This window comes from Rhizobium sp. BK212 (assembly GCF_014197475.1).
Lineage (GTDB): Bacteria > Pseudomonadota > Alphaproteobacteria > Rhizobiales > Rhizobiaceae > Rhizobium > Rhizobium anhuiense.
Genome location: NZ_JACIFS010000015.1, coordinates 37417 through 52364 on the forward strand (window position 1 = coordinate 37417; position 14948 = coordinate 52364).

The 14948-nt window shown below is 62.5% G+C and carries 15 protein-coding genes; 12 read left to right on the forward strand and 3 right to left on the reverse strand.

From position 1 onward, the window contains the following. Window positions 1-22: 22 nt before the first annotated feature. The gene (locus FHT79_RS30860) at window positions 23-715 is read right to left on the reverse strand and encodes a DNA-3-methyladenine glycosylase (RefSeq protein WP_183904663.1); all 693 of its coding nucleotides are present in this window, start codon (window positions 713-715) and stop codon (window positions 23-25) included. Between FHT79_RS30860 and gluQRS the strand changes: the two genes are divergently transcribed. Continuing rightward, complete coding sequence (gene gluQRS / locus FHT79_RS30865; protein WP_183904664.1) at window positions 714-1595, forward strand: tRNA glutamyl-Q(34) synthetase GluQRS; 882 nt, start codon at window positions 714-716, stop codon at window positions 1593-1595. The genes FHT79_RS30860 and gluQRS overlap by 2 nt on opposite strands. Here the strand turns inward: gluQRS and FHT79_RS30870 are convergent. Then, the gene (locus tag FHT79_RS30870) at window positions 1560-2483 is read right to left on the reverse strand and encodes a YihY/virulence factor BrkB family protein (RefSeq protein ID WP_028757257.1); all 924 of its coding nucleotides are present in this window, start codon (window positions 2481-2483) and stop codon (window positions 1560-1562) included. The genes gluQRS and FHT79_RS30870 overlap by 36 nt on opposite strands. 76 nt (window positions 2484-2559) lie before the next feature. Between FHT79_RS30870 and FHT79_RS30875 the strand changes: the two genes are divergently transcribed. The 7 genes from FHT79_RS30875 to FHT79_RS30905 all read left to right on the forward strand — a co-directional run bounded on the left by FHT79_RS30875 (window position 2560) and on the right by FHT79_RS30905 (window position 7947). Further along, window positions 2560-3393 carry an SDR family oxidoreductase gene (locus FHT79_RS30875; RefSeq protein WP_097545254.1) on the forward strand — a complete coding sequence of 278 codons (834 nt, stop codon included), beginning with the start codon at window positions 2560-2562 and terminating at the stop codon, window positions 3391-3393. A gap of 18 nt (window positions 3394-3411) precedes the next feature. Next, window positions 3412-3615: a twin transmembrane helix small protein gene (locus FHT79_RS30880; RefSeq protein ID WP_028757255.1), complete on the forward strand. Its 204-nt coding sequence runs from the start codon at window positions 3412-3414 to the stop codon at window positions 3613-3615. A 20-nt stretch (window positions 3616-3635) separates the two neighbouring features. Next, on the forward strand, window positions 3636-4214 hold the full coding sequence (locus FHT79_RS30885) for a cob(I)yrinic acid a,c-diamide adenosyltransferase (RefSeq protein ID WP_183904665.1): 579 nt from the start codon (window positions 3636-3638) through the stop codon (window positions 4212-4214). 28 nt (window positions 4215-4242) lie between these two features. Then, window positions 4243-5028: a rhomboid family intramembrane serine protease gene (locus FHT79_RS30890; RefSeq protein WP_183904666.1), complete on the forward strand. Its 786-nt coding sequence runs from the start codon at window positions 4243-4245 to the stop codon at window positions 5026-5028. A 186-nt stretch (window positions 5029-5214) separates the two neighbouring features. Continuing rightward, on the forward strand, window positions 5215-5964 hold the full coding sequence (locus tag FHT79_RS30895; RefSeq protein ID WP_028756413.1) for an electron transfer flavoprotein subunit beta/FixA family protein: 750 nt from the start codon (window positions 5215-5217) through the stop codon (window positions 5962-5964). Between the two features lie 23 nt (window positions 5965-5987). Continuing rightward, window positions 5988-6917 carry an electron transfer flavoprotein subunit alpha/FixB family protein gene (locus FHT79_RS30900; protein WP_097631747.1) on the forward strand — a complete coding sequence of 310 codons (930 nt, stop codon included), beginning with the start codon at window positions 5988-5990 and terminating at the stop codon, window positions 6915-6917. A gap of 148 nt (window positions 6918-7065) precedes the next feature. Beyond that, a complete protein-coding gene (locus tag FHT79_RS30905; RefSeq protein WP_028756415.1) occupies window positions 7066-7947 on the forward strand; it encodes a 3-hydroxybutyryl-CoA dehydrogenase in 882 nt (293 codons plus the stop codon). A 178-nt stretch (window positions 7948-8125) separates the two neighbouring features. Here FHT79_RS30905 and FHT79_RS30910 read toward each other — a convergent pair whose 3' ends face one another. Continuing rightward, on the reverse strand, window positions 8126-8788 hold the full coding sequence (locus FHT79_RS30910; protein WP_183904667.1) for a TlpA disulfide reductase family protein: 663 nt from the start codon (window positions 8786-8788) through the stop codon (window positions 8126-8128). Between the two features lie 39 nt (window positions 8789-8827). Here FHT79_RS30910 and argH point away from each other — a divergent pair, with 39 nt between their 5' ends. From argH to FHT79_RS30930, 4 genes are all read left to right on the forward strand, one after another. Next, the gene (gene argH, locus FHT79_RS30915) at window positions 8828-10231 is read left to right on the forward strand and encodes an argininosuccinate lyase (protein WP_028756417.1); all 1404 of its coding nucleotides are present in this window, start codon (window positions 8828-8830) and stop codon (window positions 10229-10231) included. 154 nt (window positions 10232-10385) lie between these two features. Beyond that, window positions 10386-10580: a lipoprotein gene (locus FHT79_RS30920; protein WP_028756418.1), complete on the forward strand. Its 195-nt coding sequence runs from the start codon at window positions 10386-10388 to the stop codon at window positions 10578-10580. Window positions 10581-10591: 11 nt separating this feature from the next. Next, window positions 10592-11860: a diaminopimelate decarboxylase gene (gene lysA, locus FHT79_RS30925; protein ID WP_028756419.1), complete on the forward strand. Its 1269-nt coding sequence runs from the start codon at window positions 10592-10594 to the stop codon at window positions 11858-11860. 364 nt (window positions 11861-12224) lie between these two features. Beyond that, entirely contained in the window at window positions 12225-14894 is a 2670-nt protein-coding gene (locus FHT79_RS30930; RefSeq protein WP_183904668.1) for a TIGR02302 family protein, read from the forward strand. Window positions 14895-14948 lie beyond the last annotated feature (54 nt).

Sequence of the window (14948 nt, forward strand, 5' to 3'; positions counted from 1 at the left end):
GCAAAATGAAGAGTGTTGCCGATCAGCCGATCGGCACTATGTCGCGGCGCATTTTCGTGGCGTAATAGGCCCAGAAAAGCCGTGCAGCCACCGAGCGCCACGGCGACCAGACTTCCGAAAGCTCGGCAAGCACCTTCGCCTGAGGCCGTGCCGCAAGGCCGAATGCCGCACCGACGGCATTCTGCAGTGCGACATCGCCGGCGGGGAAAACATCGGCATGGCCGCCGCAAAACATTAGATAGACCTCCGCCGTCCACGGGCCGATACCCTTCAGCGCGGTGAGTTCGCCAAGCGCCTCGCCCGGCGGCTTCAGGCAGAGGCCGGAGAGATCGAGGCGGCCGGAGGCAACCGCTTCGGCGATCCGCGACAGAGTCTCGGCCTTGGCGCGCGACAGGCCGAATTCGCGCCATGCCTCTGCGTGAAGCAGCATGTAGCCTTCGGCAGTCAAAAGACCATCCGCCGGCAGCATGCGCCGCCAGATCGCGTCGGCGCTGGCGCGCGACACCATCTGCGAGACGATGATATGGGCAAGCCCGGCAAAGCCGGGTTCGCGCAATCGCAGCGGAACGGGTCCGGCGTCCGCTGCGATCGGCGCAAGGCGCGGATCGAGGCGAAGCAATGCTTCGAGCCCCTGCCTGACGTCGTCTTCGTTGCGGATGATCTGCACATTGCCTCGCAGTGGTTCAAAAGCCGAATCCATGGCAGAAGAAAGCATGACCACGAGTGAGCGTCAAAAACCCGTCTTTCGTTTTGCGCCGAGTCCCAACGGGGCGTTGCATCTCGGCCATGCCCTCTCGGCGCTGCTGAACCACGACATGGCGCGGGCTGAACAAGGCCGCCTGCTGCTCCGCATCGAGGATATCGACCAGACACGCTGTACGCCCGAGTTCGATGCCGGCATCCACAGAGATCTCGACTGGCTTGATATCCGCTGGGAAAGCCCGGTGCGGCGCCAGTCGGAACATTTCCCCGAATATCAGGCAGCATTGCATGCGCTGATCGAGCGCGGTCTGGTCTACCCGGCCTTCCTGACGCGCGGCGAGGTGAAGGCGCGCGTCGCGGCCTACGAGGCGGCGGGAGAATCCTGGCCACGCGATCCAGACGGCACTCCGCATTATCCGGCAGGTGACCGCGACCGGCCGAAAGACGAATGGCAGGAAATGCTGACCGCGGGGAGGAAACATGCCTGGCGGCTCGATATGCGCAAGGCGCTCGACCTGATCGGTCAGCTGCTGTTCTGGACTGAAACCGGCGACGGTAGGACTGGCGAAATCGCCGCCGAGCCCGGCGTCTGGGGCGATGTCATCTTGTCGCGCTCGGATGCGCCATCGAGCTATCATCTTTCCGTTGTCGTTGACGATGCGCTGCAGGGCGTCACCCATGTCGTTCGGGGGCTCGACCTCTTCCATGCGACATCGGTGCACAGGCTGCTGCAGGTGCTGCTCGGGCTACCGCAGCCGGTCTATCACCATCATCGCCTCATTCTCGGCGCCGACGGCCGCAAACTTTCGAAAAGCGAAGGCGACACCGGGCTTGGCGAATTGCGCGCCCAAGGCATGTCAGGAGCGGATATTCGCCGTCTTGTCGGGCTCTGATGGCCTTTCGACACGCTCTCTGCCGACGATCGAAAGCGTATGGGAAAACATCCGGAAGACGCGGAACTTGATCAGCGCCGCATTGATCTCCGCCCCGATGATGAAGATGACGCCGACCATGTAGAGGAAGATCAACACGATCATGACGGAGGCCAGACCGGCATAAGTTGCCGTATAATTGGCGAAGGTCGCCAGGTAGTAGGCAAAGATCAGTGCGCCGGCGAGCCACAGAAGCAGTGTCAGCAAAACGCCCGGAATAACGTCGAAGACTCGTCGTTTGCCGGCCGGCAGCCAGAGATGCATGACCAGCAGTCCAACCGTCAGAACCACCAGCGTGCCGTAGATGCGCCAGCTGAAGACGATGTCGAGCGTATCGGCAAACAGTGGGAACCATTTCCTGGAATAATCGAGCGCCAGCGGCAGGGCGACGAGCAGAATGCTGATCGCCGCAAAGATGATGACCGCGATCAACACGTAGCCGAGGCTGAAGAGACGGGTGAAATACCAGGGCCGCGTCTCCTGCACCCGGTAGGCGCGGTTGAGCGAGATGCGCAACGCCTCGACGCCGTTCGAAGCGAAATAGGCGGCCGCCAGCACCGAGATCGTCAGCAGCCCGCCGCGCGGAATGGTCAGCACCTGCAGCACCTGGTCGGCCAGCGGCTTGGCGATCGCCTCGGGCCAGGTGTCGAAGATCAGGTGGATGGCGGTCGAGGAGAACTGATCGGCGCCGAGGAAGCTTGCAAGCGCGGTGCCGAAGATCAGGAACGGGAAAACCGCAAGCAGGCTCGACAGCGCCACGTGACTTGCCATGGCGAAGCCGTCATCCTCGATCATGTGACAGATCGCGTCATAGACCACGTCGTAGATCGTGCGCAGCACCTTCGGCATTCCGTCTCCGGCTTTCCAGATTGTATCCTCTGGCCGAATATGGGAAACGAGTCCCATTTTGTACAGGAATCATTCCATGGCGGGAGAGCGCATCATCGTCGTCACCGGATGTTCGTCCGGGATCGGCGCTCATTGCGCGCGGGCGCTGAAAGCCGATGGCTGGCGTGTCTTCGCGACGGTGCGCAAGCCGGACGACCTCAAGGGGTTGGAAGCAGACGGCATAGAGACCTTCCTGATGGACTATACCAGGCCCGAGACGATTTCCGACCTGGTCGGCGCGGTTCTCGAACGCAGCGGCGGCCGCATCGACGCGCTCTTCAACAACGGCGCCTACGGCCAGCCGGGCGCCGTCGAGGATCTTTCGACGGCAGTGCTGCGCGCCCAGTTCGAGGCGAACTTCTTCGGCTGGCACGAACTGACGCGGCAGGTCATTCCGCCGATGCGCAAACGCGGAGAGGGGCGGATCGTCCAATGCTCGTCGATCCTCGGCGTCGTGCCCTATCGCTATCGCGGCGCCTACACCGCGTCCAAATTCGCGCTCGAAGGCCTCAGCATCACACTGCGCATGGAGTTGCAGGGCAGCGGCATCCATGTGAGCCTGATCGAGCCGGGACCGATCGCCACCCGTTTCACCGCCAACGCGCTTGCAAAGATCAAGGAGAATATCGACCTCGACAATTCGCCGCACGCGGTCGATTACAGCAGACAACTGGCAAGGCTCGACGGATCGGGGCCGGTCAACCGCCATAAACTCGGCCCGGAGGCGGTCTATTCCGTATTGAAACACGCATTGAACTCGAAAAATCCAAGACCACATTATCCCGTAACGACTCCGGCTAAGCAGGGCATGTTCCTGAAGCGGCTGCTTCCGGCAGACCTCTTCTACCGCCTGATGCGCTGGACGGACTGACTGAGAAAGCTGAGTGCCATGTCCACGTTCACCTATGTCCTCGCGATCATCGTTATGGGCGCCGTCGCCCTGGTGCTGATCCGCGGTCTCTTCAACATGATGAAGGGCGGCGATGCCAACCGCTCCAACAAGCTGATGCAGCTTCGCGTCCTGTTGCAGGCGATCGCCGTCGTCCTGATCATGATAACGCTCTGGCTGACCGGCGGCGGCCGCCCGACCTGACGGGGCTTTGAGGGGGAACCGTGGTCAAACTCAACAAGATCTACACCAAGACAGGTGACGACGGCACGACCGGGCTGGTTTCCGGCCCCCGCCGGACAAAGGACGATCTGCGCGTCGAGGCCTATGGCACGATCGACGAGGCCAATTCCGCGATCGGCCTGGCGCGGCTGCACACTTCAGGCCTGCCCGAACTCGACGCCATGCTGATGTCGATCCAGAATGATCTCTTCGATCTCGGCGCCGATCTCGCCACCCCTGACACCGGTGAGCCGCCGGCCTATGAGCCGCTGCGGATCGTCGAGACGCAGGTCGACCGCGTCGAGCGCGATATCGACCAGTTGAACGCCGGTCTGGAACCGCTGAAATCCTTCATCCTGCCGGGCGGCAGCCCGGCCGCCGCACATCTGCATCTTGCCCGGACGATTGCACGGCGCGCGGAACGTCTGATGGTGGCGCTTGCCCGCACCGATGGCGAAATCGTCAGCGAGGCGGCGATGAAATATGTCAACCGGCTCTCCGATTTTCTCTTCGTCGCCGCACGCCATGCCAATGCCCGCGGCCATGCGGATGTGCTTTGGGTTCCGGGAAAAAACAGATAGGCTTGCCGCACGATCGCCGGGGGGCCTTATGTTCATACCACTTCACGACGCCAATACGCTGAAACATATCAAGGTCCAGTGGGTGACACTCTCACTGATCGCACTGAATATCGCGGTCTGGCTTTTGACCAGCCTGGAGAGCGAACAGGCAGCCCAGGCGACGACTGTCGGGCTCGGCTATATCCCGGCGATCGCCTTCGGCGACGCTGTGCTGGCGCCGGGCTTGGAAATCGTGCCGGAACCGCTGACCTATCTCACCTATGCCTTCGTCCATGCCGGCTTCTGGCATCTGGCCTCCAACATGATCTTCCTCTGGGTCTTCGGCGACAATGTCGAGGATGCCATGGGGCATCTGCGTTTCCTGATTTTCTACCTCCTCTGCGCGGCCGCCGGCGCGCTCTGCCACGGCCTGCTGACCATGACCTCCCAAGCGCCGCTGGTCGGCGCCTCGGGGGCGATCTCCGGCGTCGTTGCCGCCTATGTCATGCTGCATCCGCGCGTCAGGGTCTGGGTGCTGGTGTTCTTCCGTGTGCCATTGCCCCTGCCGGCCTTCATTCCGCTGCTTTTGTGGATCGGGCAGCAGTTCTTCATGCTGGCGATCGCCCCTGACGGCGACGTGTCCTGGGGAGCGCATGTCGGCGGCATCCTTGCCGGCGCTCTTCTGATCCTGGTGTTGCGCCGGCCGGGTGTACCGCTCTTCGACCGGCAGATCGTCACGCCCCGCGCCGTGAGAAACGACCGCAGTGCCGGTCCGGCCATCACGGCCGGTACGGACGGGCAAACGGCGCAGCGCTTTCCCTGGGGCCGACGCTGATAGCTATATTGACGTGAACGTAAACGTCCATATATTGCCAAGGCAAATTGCCTGCCGGCGTCATGGAAGCGTTGAATTTGGAGGAAAAACGCGTATCCATGTCGCCATTCGACAATCGGAGCGGCGCCCAAGCGCGCATTTTCTAAAAAAGCCTCTGAAGCCAGTTTCTCCTGAAGGAAGGACCCCATGAAGATACTCGTGCCAGTCAAACGGGTTGTCGACTACAACGTGAAGATCCGGGTTCGTCCGGATGGCACGGGTGTCGAGCTTGCCAATGTGAAGATGTCGATGAACCCGTTCGACGAGATCTCGGTGGAAGAGGCGCTGCGGCTGAAGGAAGCCGGCAAGGCCGAAGAGGTGGTCGTGGTGTCGATTGGTCCTGCCAAGGCCGAGGAGACGCTGAGGACGGCACTCGCCATGGGCGCCGACCGGGCGATCCTGGTCGAGACCGACGATGCGGTCGAGCCGCTGGCGGTTGCCAAGATCCTCAAGGCTGTCGCCGATGCCGAACAGCCCGGCCTTGTTATCGTCGGCAAGCAGGCGATCGACGACGACAGCAACCAGACCGGCCAGATGCTGGCGGCACTGCTTGGGTTTGCCCAGGCGACCTTCGCCTCGAAGATCGAGATTGACGATGGCAAGGCGACCGTCACCCGCGAGGTCGATGGCGGCCTGCAGACGATCGAGATCAAGCTGCCGGCAGTGGTCACCTCGGACCTGCGCCTGAACGAACCGCGTTATGCCTCGCTGCCGAATATCATGAAGGCGAAGAAGAAGCCGCTCGACAAGAAGTCTCCTGCCGACTTTGGCGTCTCCACAGCGCCGCGGTTGAAAGTGTTGAAGACCGAGGAGCCGTCCGGCCGCAAGGCCGGCGTCAAGGTCAAGTCGGTCGCCGAGCTGGTCGACAAGCTCAAGAACGAAGCCGGCGTGCTTTAAGCCAGAACCAGGGAGCCCTCATCATGACCATTCTTCTTCTGGCTGACCACGACAATGCAAGCCTTTCCGACCAGACCGCCAAGGCGCTGACGGCAGCAACCAAGATCGGCGGCGACGTGCATGTGCTGGTCGCCGGCAAGGGCGCAAAGCCTGCTGCCGATGCGGCTGCCAAGCTTGCCGGCGTCTCCAAGGTGCTGCTGGCCGAAAGCGATGCGCTGGCCAACAACCTGGCCGAACCGCTGGCCGAGCTGATCGTCTCGCTGGCCGGCAGCTACGACACGATCCTCTCGGCTGCGACGTCGGTCGGCAAGAATGTGCTGCCGCGCGTCGCTGCCCTGCTCGATGTCGCCCAGGTCTCCGAGATCATCGAGGTGATCTCTGCCGATACCTTCAAGCGGCCGATCTATGCCGGCAATGCCATCCAGACGGTGCAGGCAACCGATGCCAAGAAGGTCATCACCGTACGCACCGCCTCCTTCGCCTCCGCAGCCGAAGGCGGCTCCGCGCCGATCGAGACGGTTGCAGCGGTTTCCGATCCCGCTCTGTCGCGCTTCGTCGCCGATGCGCTGTCGGCCTCCGACCGTCCGGAACTGACCTCGGCGAAGATCATCATCTCCGGCGGCCGGGCGCTCGGTTCGGCGGAAAAATTCCGGGAGGTCATCCTGCCGCTTGCCGACAAGCTCGGGGCTGCCGTCGGGGCAAGCCGTGCGGCCGTCGATGCCGGTTATGCGCCGAACGACTGGCAGGTCGGCCAGACCGGCAAGGTGGTGGCGCCGCAGCTCTATATCGCCTGCGGTATATCGGGCGCCATCCAGCATCTGGCCGGGATGAAGGATAGTAAGGTGATCGTCGCCATCAACAAGGACGAGGAGGCGCCGATCTTCCAGGTCGCCGACTACGGACTGGTCGCCGATCTCTTCGACGTCCTGCCGGAATTGCAAAAGGCGCTCTGAGCGCGTCAAATGCTTTTCTTTCGCACGTGCGAATGACTGGAAAATTATCTTTTATCGGTCTACTACTGCTGCCGGGCGATCCTTCGTCCGGCAGTATTGCTAGAAAAATGCGGCAGCGCGGGGGCGGATGCCGTGCGGGGGTTTGGAGATGAATGCGGTGTTGAAGAATATTGGTATCATCGGTGCCGGCCAGATGGGCTGTGGCATCGCGCATGTTTCGGCCGCCGCAGGTTACAGGGTTCACATCTACGACCTCTCCCAGGACCGCATCGAATCCGGCCTCGCCACCATTAACGGCAACCTCGCCCGCCTGGTGACCAACGGCAAGATGACCGAAGAGGAACGCAAGTCGACCTTGTCGTTGATATCCGGCTCGTCCGACGTCAATGATCTCGCCCCGTCCGATCTCGTCATCGAAGCCGCCACCGAGGATGAAACCGTCAAGCGCAAGATCTATGCGCAGGTCTGTCCGGTCCTGAAGCCGGAAGCGCTGCTTGCCACCAACACCTCTTCCCTTTCCATCACCCGGCTTGCTGCCGCCACCGACCGCCCCGAACGCTTCATGGGCATACATTTCATGAACCCGGTGCCGGTGATGAAGCTGGTCGAACTGGTGCGCGGCATCGCAACCGATGAAAAGACCTTCTCCGCCGCCAAGGAATTCGTCGGCACGCTGGAAAAGACCATCACCGTTGCCGAGGATTTTCCGGCCTTCATCGTCAACCGCATCCTGCTGCCGATGATCAACGAGGCCATCTACACGCTCTATGAAGGCGTCGGTACGGTCGACGCCATCGATACGGCGATGAAGCTCGGCGCCAACCATCCGATGGGGCCGCTGCAGCTTGCCGATTTCATCGGTCTCGACACCTGCCTGTCGATCATGCAGGTGCTGCATGACGGTCTGGCGGACTCGAAATATCGTCCCTGCCCGTTGCTGGTGAAATATGTCGAGGCCGGCTGGCTCGGACGCAAATCCGGCCGCGGCTTCTATGACTATCGTGGCGAAGTGCCGGTCCCGACGCGTTAAGCGGCCATCACCAGAAAGGGCGAATAGACCGAGCGCCCGCTAAATGCTTTCCTTGCCGGGAACGGGAGGAAACGCCATGTCGACCGAAACACCCATGTTCCTGCTGCAATGCTGCGTCCTTATCGGAATCGCCGGCGTCTTTCTCATGAGAGGAGATGGGGACTCCTGATCAACGTCGTTACGACCCGATCGCACCCTTGATTAGCGCCTTCGCGTCTTCGCTATCCCACGCGGCCGGGCCGTTCATGGCGGAGATCAGGCAGCCCTTGTCGTTGAGCAGCAGCGTCACCGGAAGGCCGAAGGCAAGCCCTTCCTTCTTCAGGCTGTTGAAGACGCCGATCGTATTGTCGCGGTAGAGCTGCAGCGCATCGACGCCGGTTTCAGTCAGGAAGGTCTTCGGCTTCTCATCGTCGCCGGTGTCGATATTGACCGGCACGACTTGGAATTTGTCGCTGCCCATCTCCTTTTCGAGTGCGTTCAGCGCCGGCATTTCCTCGCGGCAGGGCACGCACCAGGTGGCCCAGAGATTGAGAAGCACGGTCTTGCCGGCGAAATGATCGAGCGTCAGCGGCTTACCATCCGGCCCGTTGAAGGAAACCGCCGTCAGCTTGCGCGGCTCGGTGGCGGCAACCATGGCGGCCACCTGCCCCTTCATCAGCGGTGTGAGGCTGGCTGCGCGGTCCCTGGCAGACTTGCATTCCGCAGAAGCGGTTTCACCACCGCCATTGCCAATCCCCGTCTCCTTCACGTATACCGCTGCCGCACCGGCAACGACACCCGCAACGGCGGCCATCGCGATCCATTTCAGGGATGGCAGCCCGAGGGGTTTTCTTGTCGTCATTTCATTCTCCTGGACATGCATCCTCAAGGCGGACACCTCATGGCCGACGACACCACGGACACCAAATCCTCCAACCAGATGTGGGGCGGTCGCTTCGCCTCCGGCCCGGACGCGATCATGGAGGAGATAAATGCCTCGATCGGTTTCGACAAGAAGCTATTCGCGCAGGATATCCGCGGTTCGATCGCCCACGCGACGATGCTCGCCCATCAGGGGATTATTTCATCAGACGATAAGGACAAGATCGTTCACGGGCTAAACACGATCCTGTCAGAAATCGAAAGCGGCAATTTCGAATTCTCGCGCCAGCTCGAAGACATCCATATGAATGTCGAGGCACGCCTGGCGACGCTGATCGGACCGGCGGCCGGCCGGCTGCACACCGCCCGCTCGCGCAACGATCAGGTGGCGCTCGACTTCCGTCTCTGGGTGAAGGAAGAGCTTGAGAAGACCGAGAAGATGTTGACCGGTCTGATTGCCGCCTTCCTCGACCGCGCCGAAGAGCATGCCGAAAGCGTCATGCCCGGCTTCACCCACTTGCAGACCGCCCAGCCCGTTACCTTCGGCCATCACTGCATGGCCTATGTCGAAATGTTCGGCCGCGATCGCTCCCGCGTGCGCCACGCCATCGAGCATCTGGACGAAAGCCCGATCGGTGCTGCCGCCCTTGCCGGCACCGGCTATCCGATCGACCGCCACATGACGGCCCGGGCACTCGGTTTCCGCGAGCCGACCCGCAACTCCATCGATACGGTCTCCGACCGCGATTTCGCCATCGAATTCCTGTCGATCGCAGCGATAACAGGCATGCACCTGTCGCGTCTGGCGGAGGAGATCGTCATCTGGTCGACCCCGCAATTCGGTTTTGTCCGTCTCTCCGACGCGTTTTCGACCGGCTCGTCGATCATGCCGCAGAAAAAGAACCCCGATGCAGCCGAACTGGTGCGCGCCAAGACCGGCCGCATCAACGGCTCGCTGGTGGCGCTGCTGACGATCATGAAGGGCCTGCCGCTCGCCTATTCCAAGGACATGCAGGAAGACAAGGAACAGGTCTTCGACGCAGCCGAGAGCCTGGAACTGGCAATCGCCGCCATGACCGGCATGGTGCGCGACCTGACCGTCAACACTGCGCGCATGAAGGCGGCGGCCGGCTCCGGCTATTCGACGGCGACCGATCTTGCCGACTGGCTGGTGCGAGAAGCGGGCCTGCCCTTCCGCGACGCCCATCATGTCACCGGCCGCGCCGTGGCGCTTGCCGAAAGCAAGGGCTGCGATCTTGCCGAACTGCCGCTCGCCGATCTGCAGGCGATCCATTCCGCGATCACCGACAAGGTCTATGACGTGCTGACCGTCGAGGCCTCGGTCGCCAGCCGCAAGAGCTTCGGCGGCACTGCGCCGTCTGAAGTGCGCAGGCAGATCGCCTTCTGGCGCGCCCGCAACTGAAGAGCAAAGGGCGGGCCGAAAAGCCGCCACGCCCCTCCTTCAGGCGCGGAAAGACCTCCAACAATCAGGGTGCACAAGGCGGATAAACTTCGCTATGAAGATGTCCATCATTCGAGATGAATGACGCCAGCACATGCCGCAGAAGAGGATATCCATGCAGAAGAGCTTGCCGCACCTCGTCCGCCTGACGGTGGTTCTCGCCGTCATCGGCCTTGCCGTTGCCGGATGCGGGCGCAAGGGCGACCTCGATCCGCCGAGCGCTGCGGCAACCAAGGAAGGCGACGTTTCCAAGCCGACGAAAAAGCCGGGAACTGTTGATAAGCCCTTCCTTCTCGACCCCCTTCTTTAAGGCATAAGCTCGTGAACCATTTCGAATACCGTGACGGCGTCCTTCATGCCGAGAATGTCTCCGTTCCCGAGATCGCCAAGGCGGTCGGCACGCCGTTTTACATCTATTCCACCGCGACGCTCGAGCGCCATTACCGCGTCTTTTCGGAAGCCTTCGCCGACATGGACTCCATGGTCTGCTATGCGATGAAGGCGAATTCGAACCAGGCGGTGCTGAAGACGCTGGGCCGTCTCGGCGCCGGCATCGACGTCGTCTCCGAGGGCGAGCTGCGCCGCGCGCTTGCCGCCGACATTCCGGCAAACCGCATCATGTTCTCAGGGGTCGGCAAGACTCCGTCCGAGATGGATTTCGCGCTTGAGGCCGGCATCTACTGCTTCAACGTCGAATCCGAGCCTGAGCTCGAAATCCTCAACCAGCGCGCCGTCAGCGCAGGCAAGAAAGCGCCGGTTTCCTTCCGCATCAACCCGGATGTCGATGCGAAGACGCATTCCAAGATCTCGACCGGTAAGAAGGAAAACAAGTTCGGCATCTCCTGGGAGCGCGCCCGCGCCATCTATGCCCATGCCGCCAGGCTGCCGGGCATCGAGGTCACCGGCATCGACATGCATATCGGCAGCCAGATCACCGAGCTCCAGCCCTTCGACGACGCCTTCAAGCTGCTGCACGACCTTGTCGCGACGCTGCGCGCCGACGGCCACACGATCCACCACGTCGATATCGGCGGCGGTCTCGGCATCCCCTATAAGGACGACAACAATCCGCCGCCGCTGCCGGATGCCTATGCGGCAATCGTCAAGAACCAGCTGCGCGGCCTGGACTGCAAGATCATCACCGAACCCGGCCGGCTGATCGTCGGCAATGCCGGTATCCTGGTGACCGAAGTCCTCTATGTGAAGGATGGCGGCGAGAAGACCTTCGTCATCGTCGACGGCGCCATGAACGATCTCATCCGCCCGACGCTCTACGAAGCCTATCACGAGATCCGCCCGGTGACGATTTCGGCGGCCAACGCTCCGCGCATTCGCGCCGACGTCGTCGGTCCGGTCTGCGAGACCGGCGACTATCTGGCGCTCGACCGCGAAATGGCGATGCCGAAGCCCGGCGACCTGATGGCCGTCAGCACTGCCGGCGCCTATGGCGCAGTCCAGGCCGGCACCTATAACAGCCGCCTGCTCGTGCCCGAAGTTCTGGTCAAGGGCAGCGATTTTCATACGATTCGCCCGCGCCGAACCTACGCCGAACTGATCGGCCTCGACTCCGTCCCGGCCTGGCTGGACTAACGCATCGGCCCGAAAATCGGAATCGATTTTCGGAAAGCACGAAGCGTAGATTCAAAAAGCTAGAGCGTCCTTTGTGCGTCCGAAAGGACGCACGGCGCTCTAAAGCATGTCGCGCAAAAGTGCGCAGCGGTTTGCTATCACGATATAAAACAAAGATTTAAAGCGCCAGGAGCGATCTGAAAGATCGCGACGCGCTTTAAGCAGCCATCACTTTTTGGCGAATAAACGTGAAAAGCCAGTATTACCGGCCGCTCGCCCTCGCCTTCGCCACAAAGAGTGTTATCCTTTCGTTCATGAGCGTATTGCCCCGCAATCGCCGGAAGCGCCCTCTGTTTCAGAACGCCAGATCGCGGAGACCGGACCGATGACAAGCCCCTCAAGGCAGAAGAAAGGTGCGTTTGCGCTCCGTCCTTCGCTTGCCCGGCTGGTGACGACCAAACGTCTGCTGGCGCGCGTGGTGCTGTTTTTCGAGCAGTTACTGCCGCCTTTGATGCCGGTCCTGGCGGTCGTTGCCTTTTATCTCTGCGCCTCCTGGTTCGGCGTCTTCCGCAGCGTGCCGGACTGGCTGCGCATCCTGCTGCTGATCGCCTTTGCCGCCGCCTTTCTCGCCTCGCTCGTCCCCTTCCGCACCCTGCGCTGGCCGAAGGTCGCCGAAGCCGATCGCCTGCTGGAGGAACGCAACGGCCTGCCGCACCAGCCGGTCACCGTCCAGGAAGACGAGCCCGCCTTCGATACGCCCTTCGCTCGGGCGCTCTGGCGCGAGCACCAGACGCGCATGGCCGAAAAGATCGCAGCGCTCGATGCCGGCCTGCCGCGACCTGATATCGCCGCGCATGACCGTTTCGCGCTGCGCGCCATCCCGGCGCTGCTGCTGGTCACTGCCTTCGGTTATTCGCTGTCGATCAACGGCGGTTCGATCAGCGACGCATTGCAGGCGGCACCCGAGCAGGTGGTCAGCGATCCGGCGGTGCGCATCGATGCGTGGGTGACGCCGCCGTCTTATACCGGCCGTGCGCCGATCTATCTGACGGCCGATGGCAGCGAGCAGGCGCCGATCGGCATTCCGCAGTTTTCAGGCCTCACCGTCCGCGTCAGCGGCGGAAAGACGGCCGAAAAAGTGGTGTTCCGCAAGGCGAACGGCGAGGCGCGGGATATATCAGTGCAGGCGGATAGCAAGCCGCAGCAAGCGGCGGCAGCAGGCGGCGAGCTGCCGAATGCCGCACCCGCCAGCCAGGCCCCAGCCAGCCAGGCACTCGTCGCGCAGACACATGTGATGAAGCTCGAGGAGAATGGCGCACTCGAAGTCAACGGCCGCCGCTGGAGCTTCGACGTGCTTCCCGACAAGGCCCCGGAAATCGCCTTCGACGGCTTGCCGAAGCCCAGCGTCAATGGCGCGCTTGAAATCGGTTTCACCGTCAAGGACGATTACGGCGTCCAGGAAGCGCATGCGGAAATCGTTCCCGTCAACACCGATCCGACGGCGACGCCGCTCTATCCGCTGCCGGAATACCGGCTGGATATCCCCCGCCGCAACGCCCGCGACGCCAAGGGCGTGACCAGCCGGAACCTGAGCGAACATCCGCTTGCCGGCAAACGCGTGCGCATCACGCTCGTCGCCAAGGATGCCGCCGGCCAGACCGGCCGCAGCCCGCCGCATGAGATGATAATGCCGTCGCGGCGCTTTAACGAGCCGCTCGCCGCCGCCGTCGCCGAAGAACGGCAGGTTTTCGCCCTCGACACCCGCAAGATGCCGCAGGCGATCGCGCTGAACGAGGCGCTGACCATCCGTCCCGAGGAGACCATCCCCAAGCTTACCAACTACCTGCTGCTCGAATCCGCCTTGACGCGCATGAAGCTCGCAAAGGGCGAGGATGCGCTGAAGGATACCGCCCAATATCTCTGGGAGATTGCGCTGGGCATGGAGGACGGCGATCTTTCGCTTGCCGAGCGCAAGCTGCGCGAAGCCCAGCAGAACCTCGCCGACGCGTTGGACCGCAACGCCCCGGATGCCGAGATCAAGAAGCTGATGGACGAGCTGCGCAAGGCGATGCAGGACTATATGAGTGAGCTCGCCCAACGCATGCAGAACGCGCCGATGCAGCCGAACCAGAATGCGCAGAACATCCTGCGCCAGCAGGATCTGGAACGGATGATGGATCAGATCGAGAATCTCGCCCGCTCCGGCAATCGTGACGCGGCCCAGCAGATGCTGTCGGAATTGCAGCGGATGATGAACAACCTGCAGGCGGGCCGGCCGCAGCGCGGCCAGCAGAGCCAGGAAAACAGCGAAGCCCGCAAGCAGATCGACAAGCTCGGCGAGATCCTGCGCGACCAGCAGAAGCTGATGGAACAGACCTTCCGGCTCGACCAGCAGCTCAGGGACCGCATGCAGCGCGGCGAGCCTGACATGGGCGAGAGCGATCCGCTGCTCGACGAGATGAACCCCGGAGAGAACGGCGAGCCGCAGGATCAGCAGCAGGGCCAGCAAGGTAAGGAAGGCCAGCAGCCCTCCGACCAGATGACGGCCGAACAGCTACGCGAGGCGCTGAAGCAGCTGCGCGCCCACCAGGATGCACTGGGCAGGCAGCTCGGCGAATTGCAGAAAAAACTCGGCGAGATGGGCATGAAGCCCGGCCCCGGCTTCGGCCAGGCGCAGCGCGAAATGGAAGGTGCCGGCCGTGAACTCGGCCAGGGCCGCGGCCAGCCCGCCATCGAGGGCCAGGGCCGCGCGCTGGAAGCGCTTCGCCAGGGCGCCCGCGACATGATGAACCAGATGATGCAGGCGCAGCAGGGCCAGCGGGGTCAAGGTCCGAACGGCCAGGTGGGCCAGGGCGACCAGAATGGCCGCGACCCGCTCGGCCGGCCGCGGCGGACCCAGGGACCGGATTTCGGCGATAACAGCGTGAAGGTGCCCGACGAAATCGACGTTCAGCGGGCGCGAGAAATCCTCGACGCGATCCGCGAAAAGCTCGGCAACAATCCGCCGCAGGAAATGGAGCGGCGGTATCTCGAACGATTGCTGGATATCCAGTAGGCCTCAGGCCACCGGATCTTGGATAGGATGATTTTAGGCCGGACGGCCTAAAAT